General features: G+C 33.5%; 18 protein-coding genes and 2 pseudogenes. All 20 read left to right on the forward strand.

The genetic code is table 11. From position 1 onward, the window contains the following. Window positions 1-222, forward strand: a 222-nt coding sequence (locus tag IPP64_05315; GenBank protein ID MBL0328836.1) for a hypothetical protein, incomplete at its 5' end; no start/stop codon positions are given. Window positions 223-634: 412 nt separating this feature from the next. After that, window positions 635-883: a hypothetical protein gene (locus IPP64_05320; GenBank protein ID MBL0328837.1), complete on the forward strand. Its 249-nt coding sequence runs from the start codon at window positions 635-637 to the stop codon at window positions 881-883. 460 nt (window positions 884-1,343) lie between these two features. Then, a complete protein-coding gene (locus IPP64_05325; GenBank protein ID MBL0328838.1) occupies window positions 1,344-2,366 on the forward strand; it encodes an acyltransferase in 1,023 nt (340 codons plus the stop codon). Between the two features lie 3 nt (window positions 2,367-2,369). After that, window positions 2,370-3,515: a glycosyltransferase family 4 protein gene (locus tag IPP64_05330; GenBank protein ID MBL0328839.1), complete on the forward strand. Its 1,146-nt coding sequence runs from the start codon at window positions 2,370-2,372 to the stop codon at window positions 3,513-3,515. Window positions 3,516-3,553: 38 nt separating this feature from the next. Next, window positions 3,554-4,237 carry a DUF4956 domain-containing protein gene (locus IPP64_05335; GenBank protein ID MBL0328840.1) on the forward strand — a complete coding sequence of 228 codons (684 nt, stop codon included), beginning with the start codon at window positions 3,554-3,556 and terminating at the stop codon, window positions 4,235-4,237. 6 nt (window positions 4,238-4,243) lie between these two features. Further along, on the forward strand, window positions 4,244-4,942 hold the full coding sequence (locus IPP64_05340) for a VTC domain-containing protein (GenBank protein ID MBL0328841.1): 699 nt from the start codon (window positions 4,244-4,246) through the stop codon (window positions 4,940-4,942). A gap of 62 nt (window positions 4,943-5,004) precedes the next feature. After that, window positions 5,005-6,732 carry a CotH kinase family protein gene (locus IPP64_05345; protein ID MBL0328842.1) on the forward strand — a complete coding sequence of 576 codons (1,728 nt, stop codon included), beginning with the start codon at window positions 5,005-5,007 and terminating at the stop codon, window positions 6,730-6,732. A 32-nt stretch (window positions 6,733-6,764) separates the two neighbouring features. Beyond that, window positions 6,765-8,090, forward strand: coding sequence for an O-antigen ligase family protein (locus IPP64_05350; protein ID MBL0328843.1), 1,326 nt, complete (start codon window positions 6,765-6,767; stop codon window positions 8,088-8,090). Window positions 8,091-8,105: 15 nt separating this feature from the next. Further along, window positions 8,106-9,548: a CotH kinase family protein gene (locus IPP64_05355; GenBank protein ID MBL0328844.1), complete on the forward strand. Its 1,443-nt coding sequence runs from the start codon at window positions 8,106-8,108 to the stop codon at window positions 9,546-9,548. A 74-nt stretch (window positions 9,549-9,622) separates the two neighbouring features. After that, window positions 9,623-10,690 (forward strand): hypothetical protein, encoded by a 1,068-nt coding sequence (locus IPP64_05360; GenBank protein MBL0328845.1) that lies wholly within the window; start codon window positions 9,623-9,625, stop codon window positions 10,688-10,690. Next, window positions 10,668-11,729 (forward strand): hypothetical protein, encoded by a 1,062-nt coding sequence (locus tag IPP64_05365; GenBank protein MBL0328846.1) that lies wholly within the window; start codon window positions 10,668-10,670, stop codon window positions 11,727-11,729. Before IPP64_05360 ends, IPP64_05365 begins: the two co-directional genes overlap by 23 nt. Further along, a pseudogene (locus IPP64_05370) lies at window positions 11,711-12,759 on the forward strand (glycosyltransferase family 4 protein). The gene IPP64_05365 and the pseudogene IPP64_05370 overlap by 19 nt, the downstream one beginning before the upstream one ends. Further along, window positions 12,756-13,703 (forward strand): NAD-dependent epimerase/dehydratase family protein, encoded by a 948-nt coding sequence (locus IPP64_05375; protein MBL0328847.1) that lies wholly within the window; start codon window positions 12,756-12,758, stop codon window positions 13,701-13,703. Before IPP64_05370 ends, IPP64_05375 begins: the two are co-directional and overlap by 4 nt. Next, window positions 13,704-14,831 carry a dTDP-4-amino-4,6-dideoxygalactose transaminase gene (gene rffA, locus IPP64_05380; protein MBL0328848.1) on the forward strand — a complete coding sequence of 376 codons (1,128 nt, stop codon included), beginning with the start codon at window positions 13,704-13,706 and terminating at the stop codon, window positions 14,829-14,831. It abuts the gene before it with no gap. 2 nt (window positions 14,832-14,833) lie between these two features. Then, window positions 14,834-16,729: an asparagine synthase (glutamine-hydrolyzing) gene (asnB, locus tag IPP64_05385; protein MBL0328849.1), complete on the forward strand. Its 1,896-nt coding sequence runs from the start codon at window positions 14,834-14,836 to the stop codon at window positions 16,727-16,729. Next, window positions 16,729-17,874 carry a glycosyltransferase gene (locus IPP64_05390; GenBank protein ID MBL0328850.1) on the forward strand — a complete coding sequence of 382 codons (1,146 nt, stop codon included), beginning with the start codon at window positions 16,729-16,731 and terminating at the stop codon, window positions 17,872-17,874. Before asnB ends, IPP64_05390 begins: the two co-directional genes overlap by 1 nt. 13 nt (window positions 17,875-17,887) lie before the next feature. Next, window positions 17,888-18,435: pseudogene (gene wcaF / locus IPP64_05395) on the forward strand (colanic acid biosynthesis acetyltransferase WcaF). Beyond that, window positions 18,435-19,190: a glycosyltransferase gene (locus IPP64_05400; protein MBL0328851.1), complete on the forward strand. Its 756-nt coding sequence runs from the start codon at window positions 18,435-18,437 to the stop codon at window positions 19,188-19,190. The pseudogene wcaF and the gene IPP64_05400 overlap by 1 nt, the downstream one beginning before the upstream one ends. A gap of 10 nt (window positions 19,191-19,200) precedes the next feature. Continuing rightward, window positions 19,201-20,616, forward strand: a complete 1,416-nt coding sequence (locus IPP64_05405; protein ID MBL0328852.1) for an MBOAT family protein — start codon at window positions 19,201-19,203, stop codon at window positions 20,614-20,616. Further along, on the forward strand, window positions 20,616-21,716 hold the full coding sequence (locus tag IPP64_05410) for a hypothetical protein (protein ID MBL0328853.1): 1,101 nt from the start codon (window positions 20,616-20,618) through the stop codon (window positions 21,714-21,716). Before IPP64_05405 ends, IPP64_05410 begins: the two co-directional genes overlap by 1 nt. The last annotated feature ends 47 nt before the right edge of the window (window positions 21,717-21,763 follow it).

The following is a 21,763-nucleotide window of genomic DNA, read 5'->3' on the forward strand; positions in this document are numbered from 1 at the left end:
TTTATCGTTACGACCATGGCCATTTTTAATAAAGTTGTAGGAGATAGCCATTTCCTTTGGTTGCCGGAAAGAAAAGATTGTTTGAATGATTTTTTAAAACACGATTTACCATGGCAAACCATACCTTATATGGAGAAAGAATTTGTAGAGCGACTTGGTGGCTTCGATTATTATTTGATCAGTTGCAAGATGTTGAATTGCACACCAGGGCATTGTTTGTAAAAGGTGTTCGCTATGTCTGTGTGAATACAGCTGCAGATTGTTATTTCAGAATTGATGAGGAACGCCTAAATTTTGATACGGAACGTTTTTTGGACAAATGGATAACCTCTTCAATCAAGTATTGCTTAAAATTTTATGAGTTTATATAGCTGAAAACCGTTCAAATTTGTTGATGGGAACCATTTTTTAAGGCATATTTACTATTCTTGTTCAATTTCGATTAAAAAGCATCAATAAAGAGCAATTTGATTCTTTAGAATCCAAATTATTTCAATCTCCCATTTTTTCTGATTATGCAAAGTCAAAAAAAGTGTACTTTTATATCACAAGATGGTTTAATTTGTTGCCTTTTAGAATTAAGGGAATTAATTGGTTTATAAATAAAGCACTTTTGTTTGCACTGAACTAAGAAATGACAATTAATACCACATCTTCTTTAAATAGAAATTTTGGCTTGGATTTAATTCGAGTCGTTGCAATTTCATTAGTTCTAATTGCACACGCAGGAATAACTTCTGTTTATGGTTTGAAAATTGGCGGACTAGGAGTCGAAATATTTTTTGTATTAAGTGGATTTCTAATTGGTCAGATTTTAATTCGTGATTTTTCAGGAGGAGTTAATTCAAGGTATCATGAACTTTTGGGTAAGAAGATGGTTTAGAACACTTCCGCTTTATTATGCTGTTATTATTCTCAAATTTATTTTTTTAGATTCTTCTTTAGGACCTAAAGTCTTAGTTTACTTCGTTTTCTGCAGAATAATTTTGTTTAGGCTTGACTTTTTGCCTGTATCATGGAGTTTGGTGATAGAAGAATGGTTTTATCTGACGATTCCAATATTGATGTTTTTGTTCTTACGAAAGAATATAACGAAAGAAAAGTTTCTGTTTTTTTTGATTGCGTTTATTCTCTTAGAGAATATAATAAAGTCTTTATACCTACTCAATTTATTTGATACATCCTGTTTTTCATGCAATTATTGAGTCAAAGGAAAGTTAACTTTTATGGGTTTTTCGAAGCCCTGTTGGCTGTTTTATTAACCATTATTTTTTCGGCTATTATTTATAAGTTTTACGAAAAACCGATGATGGATCTTCGTGACAAAATAAATTTTATTAATTATGAAATTTAGTAGAACGATTCCTAAAAATATCCCGGTAATTAATTCTTACAGGGCTATTGGTATTTTGATTGTTTGTTTTGCACATTACATCTGTAATATTACAGGTTTTTTTGAAAGTCCCATTCTTCCATATCTTCACAGTTTTGGATATGCTGCAGTAATTGTGTTTTTTACGATTTCGGGATTTGTAATCCCTTGGTGGTTGCATAATTGTAATTATAAAATCAACGATTACGGACGATTTGTTGCAAGGCGAATGCTGCGTATTGAGCCACCTTTTATTGTTGCTTTGGCTTTAGCAATTCTCTACACCTATGTTCGAACTACCAGTCCGTATTATAATGGGGTAGATACAATTCCTTCTATTAAAAGAATTTTGTTGCATTTGGGCTATTTAATTCCGTTTGTTGAAAACGAACGATGGATTCGAGATTCATATTGGACATTAGCGATAGAATGTCAATGGTATTTAGTAATGGGATTGGTTTATCCATTGTTTTTTAATAAAAATCAGATTGTGCGTTTCGCCTCTTATTTTGTAGCCCTGATTCCTTGTTATTTTATTAATAATTATTTATTTCAATACTTTCCAGTTCTACTTATGGGTTCTCTTTTGTGTTCATATGCTACCAACACAATTGAAAAACGCGAGTATTTAATCATTGCGATCGCTTATTTTATTTTTATATTTTTTAGGGCGAATCCTTTAACTGCAATCAGTGCATTGGTAATTATTCCATTGTTGTTATTGTTTGCAGGGTATAACAATCCAAAGTTGAATGTTATCGGAAATATGTCCTATTCGATTTATTTGATGCATAGTTTATCAGGCACCGCCTTGATTAATTATTTTTCACATACAGTTCATCATCCTTTTATGAAAATTATAGTGGTGATTGCCGGTGTTGTTTTTACACTTATAACGTCTTATATTTTTTATAGGTTAGTGGAAAAACCTGCTCATAAAATATCACTGAAAGTTGCAGTGAATGAGTATGAATTTAAGCAGAAACAAAAATAAAAAATGAAAATTGCATTACTTACCGATGGAATCAGTCCATATGTGATAGGTGGAATGCAAAAGCATTCATTTTATCTGGCAAAGTATCTTTCCAAAAACAAAATTTATGTGGATCTCTACCACATGAATCAAAGTAATTTGAATATTCATGATTTGGCTGTTTTTACTGAAGAGGAAAAGAAATTCATCACTTCCATCGTACTTCCATTTCCAAAGCTGGATCAATTTCCCGGTCATTATGTTCGTGAATCCTACCGTTATTCCGAGCTAATTTTTAATGAAATAAAGAAAAAGTTAAATACCTATGATTTTATCTATACAAAAGGGTTTAGTGGTTGGAAGTTAATTGAAGAAAAGCAGAAAGGTTTAGCATGTCCATCTATCGGGGTTAAATTTCACGGATATGAAATGTTTCAAGATGCTCCAGATTTTAAAACCAAGTTGCAGCATCTGTTATTGAGAAGATCTGTTAAATGGATAAATCAACATGCAGATTTTGTTTTTTCCTATGGTGGAAAAATTACGGAGATTATTAAAAGCTTGAATGTTTCTGTGGATAGAATTATTGAAATTCCTACAGGTATTGAACCCAGCTGGATGACAAACAATCCGGTTATCACCAATCCGGTAAAAAGATTTGTTTTTATTGGCCGGCAAGAGCGCAGAAAGGGTATTGAAGAGTTAACAACGGTACTTAGTAAGATTTTGAATACTCATAATTTTGTTTTTGAGTTTATCGGGCCTATTGATGCAAAAAAACGAATTGTAGCTTCCAACATTGTTTATCATGGTGAGTTAAGAGATATTCAACAGATAAAAAACATTTTGCAACATGCTGATGTTTTGGTTTGTCCGAGTCATTCCGAAGGAATGCCGAATGTAATTATGGAAGGAATGGCAAGCGGTTTGGCTGTTTTGGCAACAGATGTTGGTGCTGTTCGTGAAGAGCTTAAAGCAGGAAATGGTATTTTGATTCGTCCTTCCTCAATTGAAGCGCTTGAAAAGGCGATTGTAACGTTTATTGATATGTCACAAGAGGACCTTACCAAAATGAAAAGGTCTTCCATTGATAGTATAAAACTTAATTTTTTGTGGGATGACATTATTTTGGAGACAATTGACCGCATTAAAACAGCTATAAAATCCTAAAAAATCATTATTTTTGTGTTGAAACAACAATTCAACATATGAATGAAATAAAAGCATTTTTAGCAGATAATCTATCCGGATTTTCACCCAAGGCCATTCCCGGTTTTATTTTCAGTTTTTTAGTTTGTGCCTTATTATCCTTTTTGTTAGGAAGATTATACGTTAAGTATGGAAATTCACTGTCGAATAGGAAATCATTTTCCCGAAATTTTATTGTTTTAGCGATTACAACCATGTTTATTATATCGGTTGTAAAGTCGTCCTTGGCTTTGTCACTCGGTTTGGTGGGTGCCCTTTCAATTGTTCGTTTCCGTTCAGCTATAAAAGAACCTGAAGAGTTAACCTATTTGTTTTTAACAATTGCTATTGGGTTAGGTTGTGGTGCCGGTTTGACCATATTAACGTTAATTGCGTTTATTGGTTTTGTTATCGTTATCTGGTTTAATAACCGCTTTCAAAAGGAAACTGAAAATCAGAGTTTATACTTAACTGTTAACAGCAATAACCCTGCTTCAGTTGATTTATCAAAGATTGTTGCAGAGCTGAAAAAAACATGTTCTTCAATTAAGTTGAAACGAAGCGATGAAAATACGAATGCTGTTGAGGCTTCATTTTATGTTGAGTTTGATGATATTGAACAATTGGAAAAAACCAAGCAAGCATTAAAAAGTATCCATCCATCTGTTTCTGTTACTTTTATGGATAATACACGTGATTTTTAGTCGTACATGTCGCAATTAACCTCTAACCAAACAGAAGAGCTTCGTCATGAGCGGAAATTTTCCATCTCTGATTATTCGGCATTAGAAGTAGAACAAATTATAAAATATAATCCAGCTTGTTTTTCTGAAATTTATCATCCGCGGCAAATAAATAATATTTATTTTGATTCACTCGGCTATACCAGTTATTACGAGAATGTTGATGGAGAGCGGGATAGAGTGAAGGCACGCATTCGTTGGTATGGCGAATTGTTCGGACGCGTAGAAAAACCAATTTTAGAATTTAAAATTAAGAAAGGCTTATTGGGTAAAAAGGATTTTTTTGAACTAGCTCCTTTTCAGTTAGATGATTCATTTTCTAAACAAACGATTGTAGATGCATTAAAAAATGAGCGAGTTCCCCTTGATATTCGAAATACTTTGTTGGCAATGCAGCCATCCTTGTTGAATTCCTATTCTCGCAAGTATTTTATTTCAGCGGATAAAAACTTTAGATTAACAATCGATACTCAACTTCAGTTTTATCGCATTTCGTATCAGCAAAATCTTTTTGTGAATACCGTTGTTGATCACAAATCGGTTGTACTTGAACTAAAATATGATTCACAGTATGAAAATGAGGCTAAAGAAATTGGTAGTCGTTTCCCTTTTTCTTTAACGAAAAATTCAAAATATTTACAAGGTGTTGAAAAGGTGCTGTTTTAATACTACTCCAATTGAAATACATAAAAAAAATAAAGAACAGGTATTCAAATAAACTCAAATTAGTGACACTAATTTTTGTTTTAACGCTGATTTTTTCATTTTGGTATAGCTTAAAATATTCTGGTTCGAAAAAGAATGATAGCCCGGAGTTGATCTTCTCCAATGCTTTAATTGTGCCGGATTGCTCGGCACAAGGTGGGTTTTACAATGAGCCAATTACTTTAAGTTTATCCGCGGGTATTCCTAATTTAAAAATATATTTTACCACAGATGGATCTGAACCCACGTTGAAAAGTGAGGTTTATGATCGCCCGATTGTAATTCAAGATATTACAAGCAATAGGAATAATTTATCAGCCATTCCGACTTCTCCTAGATGGAAGCCACCGCTAGGTGATGTATTTAAAGGAACTATCATACGAGCTATAACGGTTGATGCCCTGAATCATAAAAGTGCAGAATTGAAAAGAAGCTTTTTTGTAATGTCCAACAAAAGTAATTATTCATTGCCGGTTATCTCAATGATCATTAATCAGAAAGATTTTTTTGGATACAACAAAGGGATTTATGTGCTAGGAAAAACCTATCTGGATAAAGATAATTATATCCGAAAACAGCTTCGTTTGGATTTGCCATGGTGGGAATATCCAGCAAATTATATGCTTCGAGGATCGGATGCTGAGCGAGATGCTTTTATAGAGCTATATGAACCAAATGGTAAATTAGGTTTTCAGTCCAATGTTGGTATTCGTATCAATGGAAATGCTACCCGAGGTTTTCCGCAAAAATCATTACGTGTTTGTTATAGAAGTAAATACGGACAGCCTGTTTTAGACTATAATTTGTTTTCGTCAAATCCTGTAAAACGCTTCAATTCATTTGTTTTAAGAAATTCTGGTAACGATGGTAATAAAACGATGTTTCGAGATGCGTTTATGCAATCCTTAATGAAAAATACACATGTGGATATTCAAGACAATCGTCAAGCAGTGGTTTTTATTAATGGTGAATATTGGGGTATTCATAATATTCGTGAACGTTTTGATGAGAATTACCTGGTAAATAAATATCATTTGACGGTTGATTCACTTTCAATTCTTGAGTTGAATGGGACAGTTGTTTATGGTGAGAAACATTCGGCAACACATTTTGAAGAGTTGATTGATTTTGTTAAAAAAAATGACCTCTCAAAACCTGAAAATTATCAATTTATCTCTGATCGAATAGATGTACAAAGCTTTCAAGATTTTATTATTTCCAATGTTTTCTTTTGTAATAGCGATTGGCCAAATAATAATGTTAAATTTTGGAGATATACAGGTGGGGATGATTCAGATACTATCTCGGTTCGTGATGGTCGATGGCGATGGATATTGTTTGATACCGATTGGGGATTTGGATATAATGAATCCGGGCAAGCAAATGCGAATTTATTAAAAAGAGCAACCCATATCGGGAATGTAGGCGTTTTGTTTGATGGCTTATTAAAAAATGAGACATTTAAAGCGCAATTTTTACAGCGGTTTCAAGAGCTTTTAAATACAACTTTTGAGTCAAACCATATGTTGGAAGTGATAAACGAATTTGAAACGACTTTGAAGCCTGAAATCCAAGAGCATATTAATCGTTGGAGAGCCATTGAGAGCCTCGATCAATGGAAGTTGAATGTTGCTGTAATGAAGGATTTTGCTCAAAAAAGGCCTAGATTTCAAGCCGAACAGTTAAATACGTTTTTTGAACTTCAAGGAAAACAACAAATTACGATAAAAAGCAGCTCAAAAGCCCATTAAAACGTATATTTGAAATTAAATTATACATTTAAGTGTTAACCTATTATAAAGAAAATATTCAACTTTTTGTTATCCTATTTATTTGGCTGGCAGTAGGGATGTATGGTGGTCCGATTATTTATCTTGTTTTGCCGTTAACACTCATCTTGATGAAGCAAAAGGAGATGTATGAGGAACTGCTTCTCGGATATCTTTTCATACTCATTCTTTCAGATAGTTTAGATTTTCATTTGGATTTTGCTAAAAATGTAAAAAACATTTACATCGTTCTTTTATCTGTCTTTGTTCTTTTCGATAAAGAAAATTTTAGACCTCTAAATGAATTGTATAAAATTTTTATTCCATTCTTTCTTTTTTCATCGTTTACAATGCTTTTTAGTGTCACAGATTCCTTCTTTTTTACGAGTGTCCAAAAAACATTATCCTATTTTCTTACTTTTCTAATCATTCCAACTCTAATTTCGAAATTGTACAGGCAACATGGTGAACAATTTTTGAGGCGATTTCTGTTTTTTTCGTTAACCTTTCTTTTTGCAGGCTTTATTTTGAAATTCTTGGCCCACGATGTTGCCTATTTGATCACAGGAAGATATAGAGGGGTATTAGGCAGTCCGAATGGACTTGGAACCTTTAGTTTTTTACTTTTTGTGGTGTTTTTTGTAGTGGACAATTTTTGGCCATTATTATTTTCAAAACGAGAAAAAATAATTGCTTATGCTGCGATATTACTTTCTGTATATATGGCCGGATCTAGAAACTCTATTCTATCGGTATTAATCTTCTTTATTTTTCAGCGCTTTTTCAGCATCTCTCCTTTTATTGGATTTTTGGTCTTTTCTGTTACCTTAGTCGTTTCTGAATTGATAACAACCAACATTACAGCGGTGGTTGTTTCATTAGGACTTGAAAATCTGTTCCGGATAAACACACTGGAAGATGGAAGTGGTAGATACATCGCATGGGATTTCGCCTGGAAACAGATTCAACATCATTTTTTTATTGGAAAAGGTTTTGCGTACAACGAATTTTATATGCGCCAATATTATCATGAATTGCAACGAATGGGACATCAAGGTGGTATCCATAATTCATTCCTTACATTTTGGATGGATCAAGGCTTGATCGGATTGCTAATTTATTTAAGGTCATACATTTTAATCTTCATGAAGGCCTCTAAGATTTCGAAATTTGCTTTTCCTATCATGTTTGCGATTGTTTTTTCTGCCATGTTTGAATCTTGGCTAGTCGGCTCTTTAAGTGCTTTTGCCTTTTTGGGCATCTTTATTTTTACAATTATATCAGAAGATTATCATAAAGTATCTACACCAGCTGTCGAACCAGCGTTAGAACTGAATTAAAAGTGGAATAAATTAATGGAAATTGAAAGTTCAAATAAACGGAGTAATTATTTTAAAAGGTTAACGATAAAAAAGTATTTCCTTTTGTTTACGTTGGTTGTTATTTTAGTTGGTGGCTATTTCGCTTCAAAAAAAGTACAAACGAAAGGTTATTCCGGTATTCTGGATTTTGTATCTACAGTAACATCAAATTATTTTGATGGCTTAAATGCGCATCCTGAAGAAATTTCCATTGAGATAAAAGAAGATGATTATAAGAAGCTAGAAAAAAACAGGAAACGAGCACTGGAGCGAGGCGTTATCATTAATGATATGGATGGTGAATATGTGTCAGCAACCATTTTTTATAATGGAAAGAAAATCGATGTGAAGCTTAGGCTAAAAGGACATATGACGGATCATTTGCAAAATGACAAATGGTCTTTCAGAATAAAAACAAAAGGGAATGATGATTTTATGGGAATGAAACGATTCTCCATTCAACATCCAGGTACACGTGGTTATATTTATGAATGGATTTATCATGAATTAATGAAGCAAGAAGATATCATTGCTTTGCGTTATAAATTTATAAATGTAAAAGTGAATGGTAACGATTGGGGCGTGTATGCAGTAGAAGAGAATTTTGAAAGTGAACTTGTTGAAAATAACAATCGTAAGACGGGCCCGATTTTACGATTTAATCCCGATTTGTATTGGATTAACAGATACAATATGATGATTAAGGAATCGGCAAGCGATGAATATGCCTCCTACTACTCCGCAAATCCGGAAGCGTATCGTGAGAATAAAGTGTTGGGGGACAGTATTCAGTATCGCTATTATTTGAAAGCTATTGGCTTGATAGAAGGGTTGCGAAGCAGAACCATTGCGGTTGAAGATGCGTTCGATATTCCTCGTTTAGCAAAGTTTCATGCTATTATAGATTTAGTGGGAGGGACACACAGTATCGATTGGAGTGACATAAAATATTATTATAATCCTGTTACATCACGACTTGAACCTGTTGCCTACGAAAGTTTCACAAATCTCGATTCACGAAATCTTTCGTGTTTGTATAAGTATAGCCAAATTGATAGCGGAGCTTATTATTCAGATTGGCATACGATGATTTTTAGCAATCCGATATTTTTTAAGGAATATTTGAAACAGCTGGAGCGTATTTCAACTTCGGAATATTTAGATTCTTTTTTTAATAAATCTAACATTACCTTGAACGAAAATTTAGCAATTATTCATAAAGAATTTCCTTATAAAAAATTTGAAAGTAGTGCTTATTACAAACGTCAAAAAATGATTTCCAAAATCATTGATTCTCCGAAACCATTACATGCGTATCTTAAGAAGATTGAAGGGAACACACTAAAGATCCAAATTGCTGCAATTGATGCACTTCCAGTGATCATTAAGTCGGTGTACATTCATCCGAATATTCTGGTAAATCTGAGAAGTCAATAATTCTTCCTGCTAAACAAGCGAAAACCTATGTAGATTATGTAGATTATACATTCGTTTTTCCTGCGGATTATACTTTGGATATCCAACTGATTGATTCACTGAAAATAGAATATTCGATTTTAGGTTCAGAGAAAATAAAGGTTTCAACTGTTTTCTCGTTTCCTCATACTGATAGTGAATTTATTGCAGAGGATTTACTTGTGAAAGAAAATACGTTGATTCGCTTTCCAATGTTGCACGTGGATGAGGAAAATAAATTAATCCACCTCGATGGAGAGAAATTAATCATTGATTCGGATTTGATTATTCCTTCCGGTTATAAATTACTTGTGAAAGCAGGATCCACAATTGATATTGTTAAAAATGCGAAAGTCATTTCTTATTCATCTTTTGTATTTAGTGGAGAGGAGGATAATCCAATTGTAGTGCAGTCCAGTGATTCTACTTCCCAAGGATTTCAGTTGATTGGTGCTTCTAAATCAATATTTAAAAATGTTGTATTTAAAAAAATGGTTAAAATAAATGATTCGAGATGGAAGCGAACGGGGGCAATTACATTTTATGAATCTCCTGTAGAATTTAATGGGTGTAATTTTTATGGCTGTCAATCTGAGGATGCCATTCATTTAATTAGATCTGAATTTATTTTTAATACTTGCATGTTTCAAAACATGAAAAATGATGCATTGGATGTCGATTATTCAAGCGGCACAATAACTGATTGCGTATTTGAAAAATGTGATGAAAATGCAATTGACATTACCATGAGTAAAGTTCAATTGACAAATGTTTCGATGAGCGAAATCGGTAATAAAGCACTGAATGTGAAAGAGGGAGGGCAGCTAACAGGAATGGATGTAAAAATCGAAAAATCTTACATTGCCATTTCTGCTGAAGATTTTTCATCGATAGATTTACAATCTGTTTCAGTTAAAGATTCTAAGAAAGGTGTTGTTGGATATAAAAATAAAAACGGTGCTGGTTATCCAGTAATTAAAATTAATAAGTTACATCAAACACATGTTGAGTCCTCTTATCTAAAAGAGAAAAAGGCAACCATTGTTATAAATGGAAAACAAATGGAAGAAGAGACCAAAGACGTTGAATTAATTTTGAAAAATGATAAAAAAGCAAAAAAATAAGCGATTACTGTTTTTTGTTTATCTGCTGATACCTTTTCAAATTGTATCGGCTCAAATCGTTTCGCCTTTTAACAAACAGGTGCTTTCTGACTCAAGTGAAAATTATTCTTTTATAGTTAGTGGTCATTTTCATGGTCAATCCAACAGCCGATCTACTTTCCCGGCATCCACTATTTTAGCCGGAATCGATACATTAAATTCGTTACACCCATTATTTTTAATGAGTTTGGGGGATGTTTTTTTGGATGTAAATGATACCTATTTTAATCACTACCACACGAGTTTGTTTGCTAAATTGAAAATGCCACTTTTTAATGCAGTTGGTAATCACGACTTATCAAATGGAAATATTTATGAAAAAGTGTATGGGAAAACCTTTTTTACTTTTACGGTTCATTCTGAATTGTATGTTGTTCTAAATACAGAAATAGCTGACGGAAGTATAAAAGATGAACAATTGGTTCTTTTGAAAAAGGCCCTCGCTGATGCTAAGTCCGATAAAATTAAAAATATATTTATTTTTTCTCATCGTCCAATTTGGTCTGAAAATAATGCTGTTTACGAGCATTTATTTAAAGGTAATACCAGAACTGCATTAGGTAGCAACAATTATGAAAGTGAATTAAAGCCGATCTTGAAGGATTTGTCTAAGTCTAAATCAGTCTTTTGGTTGTCTGGTTCAATGGCAGATGCTCCTGTTTCTTTTTTTTATCAGAAAGATGATGAAACAGGAATCGTTTATATTCAAACCGCAATAAGAGATTTGCCAAGAGATGCTGTGCTTCAAGTAAAGGTGGAAAGCGGAAAGGTGGAGTTGAAGGGAATATCACTTACAGGTCAAACGCTTGAGCCAATTGAGAAGTATAATTTGGAATATTGGAAAAACTCAAATTCACCGGAGGAATCGTTTTCATTAAGGTTGTTACCGTATTTATTCAAAAAGATAATCCTGCATACTTACTTTTGGATTGGTTTCATTTCAAGCCTTGCACTTATTTTTCTTTTTAGATTAGTTATTCAATGGAGAAGAAGAAAATAGTTTTTCTATATACAGAAATTGCAGAATACTTTTTGGCATCTTGCAAAGCTTTGATTTCATTGGGTGTTGAAGTTTATGTTGTTCGTTTTCCTTTAAATAAAGAAGCGCCTTTTCAGTTTTCTTTTCCGGAAGGCATGCAAGTATACGAGCGTTCCGATTTTGATAATCAGCAGCTTATTAATCTTATTTCAGAATTAAAACCAAGTATAATTATTTGTAGTGGTTGGACGGACAAAGGATATTTGAAAGTTTGTAAGGTTTTTAAAAGTAAAATTCCTACAGTTTTAACACTTGATAATCACTGGCGTGGTGATCTGAAGCAACAAATTTTAAAATTATTGAGCCCGTTTTATTTGCATACACGTTTCTCACATTGTTGGGTGCCGGGTAGTTTACAAGAAAAGTATGCACAGCAACTTGGATTTAAAAAGAATCAAATTTTATCTGGATTTTATAGTTGTGACTTTCATTTCTTTTACAATCAATTTCTCATTAATAAAGAAAAAAAGAGCCAGTCTTTTCCTAAACGTTTTATATATGTTGGCAGATACTATGAGTTTAAGGGAATTCGCAATCTTTGGAAAGCATTTGCAGAACTTCAGGAGGAAGCGCCTAATGAATGGGAGTTGTGGTGCTTGGGTACAGGAGATGTAGAGCCAATAGAACATCCTAAAATCAAACATTTTGGATTTGTGCAGCCTTCGGATTTGCATGAATACATTGAAAAAACAGGTGTTTTTGTGCTTCCAAGTTTTTTTGAACCATGGGGAGTGGTGGTGCATGAATACGCTGCTGCAGGCTTTCCTATTGTTTGTTCAGGTGAAGTGGGTGCCGCTACTGCGTTTGTTGAAAATGATTATAATGGTTATATTTACGAGTCGAAAGATTTATCAGCCCTAAAGGTGGTTCTGAAGAAAATTATGCTCACAGAAAGCAAGGGTTTGTTTACGCTGTCGGAAAATAGTGTTAAAAAGCAATGATGATTACTCCCGATATATGGGCAAGACAACTAATATCTTTAATACAATGAACAAAATTTTAGTAACTGGAGGTGCCGGAAACGTTGGAAGCGCCTTAATAGAAAAATTAGTTTTAAACACAAACAATTACATAGTTATTGTTGATGATCTTTCCACCGGTTTTTTATCAAAATTACCTAAGGAAGTCAATGGCAGATGGGAGTTTATTAAGGCTGATGTGAACAATTATTCGGATATATCGTCTATCATGAACTCTCATAAATTTGATTATGTGTTCCATTTTGCTGCTGTTGTTGGTGTTATTCGGACTCAAGAAAATCCAATTAAGGTATTAAATGATATTGACGGGATTCGTAATGTTTTAAATCTTTCTAAGAATACTTCCGTTAAGAGAGTGTTTTTCTCTTCGTCTTCTGAAGTGTATGGTGAGCCGGTTGTTTTGCCACAGCATGAACATACCACTCCTTTAAACTCACGTGTTCCGTATGCTGTAGTAAAAAATGTTGGAGAATCGTTTTGTAAGAGTTATTACCAAGAGTATAAATTGAATTACACCATTTTCAGATTTTTTAATACATATGGTCCAAATCAAAGTACAGACTTTGTTGTTGCACGATTTTTAGCAGCCGCATTAAAAAATCAAGATATCACTATTTATGGCGATGGATTGCAAACCCGCACATTCACCTATGTTGATGATACAGTTGATACCTGCTTAAATTGCTTTTATCATGATAAGCAAGTGAACGATGTTATTAATATTGGCAATGATAAACTTTGTACAGTATTAGAATTGGCTCAACTTATTATTAAAATGACAAAGTCGAAATCTAAGATTATTCACTTGCCTCCTTTGAAAGAAGGGGATATGACCAGAAGACAACCTGATAATTCAAAAATGATAGAAATACTAGGACGCCCATTGGTTAGTCTTGAAGATGGCATCTCAAAAATGATTGCATCAAAACACTTTTTATCTTCAATCGGATTATAAATGATTCCGTTTAATAAGCCATATTATTCCGGAAAGGAGAAACGTTACATTTCCAAAGCAATGGAAACAAAAACGCTTACCGGTGATATGAAAATGATTCGCGATTGTGAAGAATTGCTTGAAAATCAATATGGTTTCGAAAAAGTTTTTTTAACGAATTCCTGCACAATGGCACTTGAAATGGCAGCACTGATTGCTGACATTCAACCCGGTGATGAAGTTATTTTACCCTCTTATACGTTCGTATCAACAGCAAATGCTTTTGCCTTAAGAGGTGCAAAGCTTTTGTTTTTAGATAGTAAGCAGAATCATCCCAATATGGATGAAACAGAATTGGAAAGTTTGATTTCTGATAAAACGAAAGCCATTGTTGTTGTTCATTATGCAGGTGTAGCGAATGATTTTGAAGTGATTCAGAAAATCGCTCAAAAACATAACTTAACGATTATAGAAGATGCAGCTCAGTGCATTGATTCCTTTTATAAGGATAAGCCTTTAGGAACATTGGGTGATATTTCTTGCTTTTCATTTCATGAAACAAAAAATATTCATTGCGGAGAAGGTGGTTTTATTGCCATTAATAATCCAAAATTAATCACGAAAGCTGAAGTTGTTCGAAATAAAGGGACGAATAGGGCTGCTTTTACAAAAGGTGAAATTGCGAAGTATGAATGGGTGGATTTAGGTTATTCTTCCATACCAAGTTCAATTACAGCAGCCTTTCTGTTTTCGCAATTAGAAAAAATTGACAAAGTCCAAAAGAGGCGATTGAAACTTTGGAAAAATTATTTTAAAAAGTTAAAGCATCTGCAGAAGTCCAAACAGATTGAGTTGCCAGTAATTCCAAAATATGCTTCAAATAATGCTCACATTTTTTATTTTGTTTGTGCATCAAACGATGAACGGAATAGATTGATTTCATTTTTAAATCAGGAAGGGGTTCAAGCCGTTTTTCATTACCAATCATTACATTCAAGTCCTTTTTACAAATTAAAGCATGATGGTAGAAGCTTAAGAAATTCTGATAAATACAGCGAAAGGCTTGTCCGATTGCCACTTTTTTTTGATTTAATGACAGAAGAACAGGAATTGATTATTTCTAAAGTTATAGAGTTTTATTCGAAATAAATATGTGTGGGATTAATGGCATCCTTGGTTTAAATGATTCTAATCTTGCAAAACAAAAAGTGCAAGAGATGAACAATGCTATGAAGCATCGTGGCCCAGATGATGAAGGGATTTTTGTTGATGAACATATTGCTCTAGGACACCGTAGACTTTCGATTATTGATTTGTCGCCTGCGGGACATCAGCCCATGGCATCACACGATGGTAGATATCAAATTGTTTATAATGGTGAATTATATAATTACAAAGAGCTGAAGTTCGAACTTCAGCGTGTTGTAAGTGGCTCAAAAGAAGGAGCTTATTTTTTTCAAACGAATACGGATACAGAAGTTATTATTGCTGCTTACGCTCGTTGGGGAGAAGAGTGTGTCAATCACTTTAATGGGATGTATGCTTTTGCCATCTGGGATAGTTTAAAGCAAGAATTGTTTATCGCTCGTGACCGACTTGGAATTAAACCGTTGTATTATATATACACTAAAGGCGTTTTAGCATTTTCTTCAGAAATACGCTCGTTGTTGTCGAGTAATCTGATTCCTCGTCAGTTGGATGAAAATAGTTTAGTCGATTATTTGAGGTATCAAATTGTGCATGCTCCTAATACCATTGCCAAAGGCGTAAAAATGTTAATGCCTGGTCATTTCATAAAAAATAGTTCTGGCAAAATTACAATTCACAGTTATTGGAATCTCAACAAAAATAGAAGCAAAGCATCCGATGGAAAATCTTATGGAGAAGTTTGTAAGGATGTAAATACATTGTTGACCAAATCGGTAGAAAGACGATTGGTTGCAGATGTTCCTTTTGGTGCTTTTCTTTCAGGTGGAATTGATTCTAGCGCAATTGTTGGATTGATGAGCAAGGTATCTTCTGAAAAAGTGAAAACATTCTCTGTAACATTTGATGAAAGTGAGTTTTCAGAAGCAAGATATGCACATCAAATCGCCAAAAAATTCAATACAGATCATCATGAAATAAAATTAAAGCCGACAGATTTTTTGGAACAACTTCCAAATGCCTTAAAAGCAATGGATCATCCCAGCGGTGATGGGCCCAATACATACATTGTTTCAAAGGCTACTAAGGAAGCCGGAATAACAATGGCATTGTCAGGATTAGGCGGGGATGAGTTGTTTGCAGGATATGATGTTTTTAAACGTTCGTTGGCATTGAATAAAAAGGCTTGGCTGAATGCTGTTCCTCAGATGATGAGGAGTGCCGGTGGTTCAGTTCTTACAAAAGTAAAACCGGGGGTTGCCTCCGAAAAAATTGCAGCCTTTTTAAAACAAGATGCAATCAACTTTAAGAATTTTTATCCTTTATCTCGTCAAGTATTGATGGATAAAGAAATTATATCAATTCTGAATAAATCAGAATTGGCTGGGAATCGTGTTGCTGAAATAATAAGTGAATCTTTACTGCTCGATTCTAAATTTCAAGTTTCTCAAACGTCTATTGCGGAAATTTCAACCTATATGCAAAATGTATTGCTGGGTGATGCCGATCAAATGAGCATGGCGCTGGCGCTTGAAATTCGTGTTCCTTTTATTGATTACACCCTAGTGGAATACGTATTAGGTATTCCGGATAAATACAAAAGCACTAGTTCACCAAAGAAATTACTAGTTGACTCACTGGGAGATTTGCTTCCATCAGAAATTGTTAATCGTCCGAAAATGGGCTTTACCTTTCCTTGGAAAGATTGGATGAAAAATGAGTTAAAATTGTTTTGTGAGCAACAGATGGTTTCTTTATCAAAACGAAAGTTGTTTCGCGAGGAAGCAGTAATGAAATTATGGAACGATTTCTTAAGAAATAATCCTGCCGTAACATGGTCGCGGATTTGGTATTTAGTTGTTCTTGAAAATTGGTTGAATGAGAATAATATTGAAGATTGATGCAAAAAAAACGAATCCTCATATTCATTGACTGGTATCTTCCGGGATATAAAGCAGGTGGACCCATTCAATCTGTTGCTAATATCGTGGCACATTTGAGAGAGGAGTTTGATTTTTATATTGTTACGAGTGATACTGATTATTGTGAGACAATGCCGTATTCATCCATAAAAAGCGATGAATGGAATGTCCTTCCTTCCGGAGAAAACGTTTATTATATTTCTAAAAATGCATTGAACCGTTCCACAATTAAAAAGCTCATCCGGAAAACAGAGGCAGACGTTGTATATTTGAATAGTGTATTTTCGATTTACTTTACGTTGTATCCATTGTATTACCTGCGTAAAAAAAAGAATCGAAAGATTGTTATTGCTTCCAGAGGAATGTTAGCTAAAAGCGCATTAGGAGTGAAGAAAACAAAAAAACAAATTTTTTTATTATCTGTTAAAGTTTTGAAGTTGTTTGATAAAGTTGTTTTTCATGCTTCAACAGAAAATGAACGCAAAGATATCCATTTGGCCTTAGGTAGCACTTTTCAAGTTGTTGTTGCCGGCAATCTGCCGCAAAAGGTGGATATAGCATTACTCCCTAAGCGGACAAAAAATGAAGGTGAAGTAAAGTTTATAAATGTTGCAAGGGTTGCACCCGAAAAAAATTTACTTTTTGCGCTGCGAATTTTGAAAGAAGTAAAAGCGAATGTTGTTTTTGATTTTTACGGACCCATTTATGATAATGCATATTGGGAAGAATGTAAGAAAGAGCTTTCTGAATTACCTCCGAATATCACTGCTGAATACAAAGGAAGCTTAGAGCCAGAAAATGTTTTGAAAGAATTAGCGCTTTGTCATTTTATGTTCATGCCAACACAAGGAGAAAATTTCGGACATATTATTTTACAATCATTTTCAGTAGGTTGCCCCGTAATTATCAGTAATCAAACACCATGGAAAGAATTGAATAAAAAAGGCATTGGTTGGGATATTGAATTGTCTAGCAGTTTAAAGTTTGTTCGAGCCATTGAAGATGCCGCAAAAATGAATCAGTCGGAATTTCAAGCCTATTCTGCAGCAGCATTTAATTTTTCAAAAGCATACATTAATAATGCTGAAATTGTTCAGCAAAACAAAGAATTGTTTATAGTTTAATATCTTTGCCTAAATGAACAAAACGAATTTAGCTCAATTTAACAATACTTGGTATACTCCAGGTGGAAATCCTTTGAAACGCATACTTTGGTATTTTACCAATATTATATGGTTTAAATCGGGTTTTCCTTTTAATGGTTTTAAAGTGTTTTTATTGCGTTTGTTTGGTGCCCAAGTTGGTTCTGGAGTTGTTATTAAACCTTCTGTCAATATTAAATATCCTTGGAGTTAACAATTGGAAACAACGTTTGGATTGGGGAAGAGGTTTGGATTGATAATTTAGGGAAAGTAACCATCGGAGATAATTCGTGTTTATCGCAAGGTGCATTTTTGCTATGCGGCAATCACGATTATAAAAAACAAACATTTGATTTAATCGTTGGAGATATTCATTTGCAAGAGGGAGTATGGATTGGTGCAAAAGCAATTGTTTGTCCGGGTATTACTTGTTTTTCTCATTCGGTATTAGCGGTTGGTTCCGTTGCGACCTCCAATTTAGAGGCATATAAAATTTATCAGGGCAATCCTGCTCAGGTAATTAGAGAGCGAGTAATACAATAATGTTGAAAGTTTCCATCATAACAGTTTGTTTCAATAGCTCGGAAACGATTGAAAGCACAATTCAATCGGTTGTTTCTCAAAATTATTCCAACATCGAATACATAATTGTCGATGGCTTGTCAAAGGATCAAACAATGGAAATTATTCACCGATATCAGGATAATATTTCGAAGGTGATTTCTGAAAAAGATAATGGTATTTACGATGCTCTTAATAAAGGTATTGGCTTGGCAAGTGGAGATATCATTGCAATCCTTCATGCAGACGATTTTTATGCGAACGAAAATGTAATTTCAACGATTGTTGATACATTTGAAAAGGAGCAAGTGGACACCGTCTACGGTGATTTGCAATACATTGATCGATTCGATGTGCAAAAAGTAAAACGAAACTGGATTTCAGGAAAGTACAACAAGCAAAACTTTCTAAAAGGATGGATGCCACCTCATCCTTCATTTTTTGCTAGAAAAAAATGTTATGATTCTTTTGGTGTTTTTAATCTAATTCTCAAATCTGCAGCCGACTATGAATTGATGCTTCGTTTTTTATTCAAAAACAATGTTTCAGTAGCTTATATTCCTTCTGTATTAGTAAAAATGAGAGTAGGAGGAAAGAGTAATATGTCACTAATGAATAGAATAAAGGCAAATAGGGAAGATAAGAAGGCTTGGATATTAAACGGGTTAACCCCCGGTTTCTTTACATTTATAAGAAAACCATTGTCGAAGCTAGGGCAATTTTTTAATAATAAATAAGCATTTCGTAATGGTTTTCAGTAGCACCCTTTTTATATTTTATTTTCTTCCGATTTTCTTGTTGCTTTATTATTTAACTCCCTCAAAATATAAAAATTATACCATTCTTCTTGCCAGCGTATTGTTCTATTCTTGGGGCGGGCCTGTATTCATATTTGTGATTCTATTGACGACAACTATGGATTTTATTTTGGTAAAGCAAATAGAAAAAAGCGACTCTAAAAAACGGAAAAAAATATTTTTGTATGTTTCATTAATTATGAATCTCGGGTTATTGTTTGTTTTTAAATATTTGTTTTTTTTTACAGGTATTATAGATTCGATTCTTCTTTATTCAGGAGTGAATCCGATCGGTATGAATAAACTCATTCTCCCAATAGGACTTTCCTTTTTTACATTCGAATCGTTAACGTATGTTATTGATGTATATCGTGGAGAATACAAATCTTTAAAAAGCTTTAGTAATTATTTGACGTATATACTTTTGTTTCCTAAATTAATTGCAGGACCAATTATTCCATATAATAAGATTGGTTGGCAGATTGAAGGCGAAAGAAAAGCCACAGCCGAGATGCGTTTATCCGGTATGTTACGTTTCATTTTCGGACTTTCTAAAAAAGTATTAATTGCGAATGTGATAGGTGAAACGGTTGAAGAGTTGTATAAGTTGGACGCTGAAAATATCGACACATTAACTGCTTGGGCAATGTCAATCGGCTATACGATGCAATTATATTTTGATTTTTCAGGATATTCAGATATGGCAATTGGAATCTGTAAGATGATTGGCTTTACGATTCCTGAAAATTTCAACTTTCCTTATATCTCAAAATCAATCACTGAATTTTGGAGGCGCTGGCATATTTCTCTTGGAAATTGGATGCGCAATTATCTATATATCCCTTTAGGTGGGAGTAAAGGAAGTGTTTATCGTACGTATTTAAATCTTTGGTTCGTTTTTATAATTTCAGGATTTTGGCATGGGGCAGGTTGGAACTTTATTTTTTGGGGAGCATACAATGGCTTTTTTTTAATGCTAGAACGATTGTTTTTAGGACGATATTTAAAAAATGGGTTAGCAGTCATCTATACCTTTTTTATTGCGAACATTGGATGGGTGTTGTTCCGAAATGATGACATGCATGTGTCGTGGCTTGTTTATAAAAAAATGTTTTCATTTGAATTTCATGATAACATGAACGTGCTTGATATTCGATTTGGCATTGCTCTTACTTTAGCTTTGTTACTTTCTTTCAGTGGACTAATTCATTCTTATTATAAGATTGTACAGAATGATGATGCACTTTTTGTTCACAATAAATGGCGTCTCAATAGTTTATTTGTATTAAGTTTGATTTTACTAATATTGAGCTCTTCTTATATTCTTGGACAAGATTTTAATCCCTTTATTTATTTTAGATTTTAATGCAGAAAAGAAAATACAATATATTGTTTGGCTTTTTGATTTTATGTTTGTTATTCCATTTGGCATTTAAGCCATTTAATTGGATAAAAGATTTAGATCTGTCTGGATATTTTACTGAACCGGAATTTATTGGTTTGACTGCAGAGAATTACTTCTCTTCACAATTTCAGGACACAACAGAAAAATCGTTAAATTTTAACTTCGGTTTATTTCCCGGATTTACTAGGATTCATCATCAGATAGAATATAGTTTCTTTAACCGGATGCATGTGAAAGATGTGCATAGTGGAAAGAAAGGATATTTATTCAGGTATTGTGATATTTGTATGTCTGATAGAGATTTTGGACCTGATTATATTGAATCTTTTTTAAATAAATACAAAGTATTTCAAGATTCACTAAAAGCCGCAGGGAAAAATATTGTATGGGTTATCGCGCCTGATAAAAATTTCACTTTTAGTGAATATCTCCCTGAAGAAAAGCATGTTGAACAAATTTATCCCTTCTATTGGACGTTAAGAAAAGGTTTTATAGAAAAAGGAATAAACTTTATAGATTTTAATGAATTGGCGTTTCGTGAAAAAAATAAATTTCAGTTCGAAGTATTCAATAAAGGTGGTGTTCATTGGACAAATGCCTACGCGAATCGATGTTTCGATTCTATTTGCTCTTATTTGAGTCAAAATACCGATATTAAAATTAAAAATACAATCACACTCAAAAAAATAAATCGTCCATGGTCTTATGATATTGATATGGAAATTGCTGGAAACTTATTATTGCCATTGAAGCAAGATAATTTCTATTCATCGGAAATTGAATCGGAGTCAAATGCTCATAATAAAAAGCTTTTGTTGATTGGTGATAGTTTTACGCATGCTTGGGTTTGGAAAAAGGTGTATTCTTCTTGTTTTCATCCTGAGTCGGAATTTTGGTATTATAATAGAGATTTAAATACTTTAGAGAATAAGTACATCGGACCTGTTTCCAGAAAGGATACACGCAAAAATATTTCAAAGTTTGATACATTTATTATTGTCTTTACTGCTTTAAATGCAGAACAACTTACATATGGTTTTATTGAGGATGTTTACCAATAGAAATATTGGTACTTCTGTTTAAAAATAGTGGGATAATAGCATAAAAA

The sequence above is a fragment of the Bacteroidota bacterium genome, from assembly GCA_016722565.1.
GTDB lineage: Bacteria > Bacteroidota > Bacteroidia > 2-12-FULL-35-15 > 2-12-FULL-35-15 > 2-12-FULL-35-15.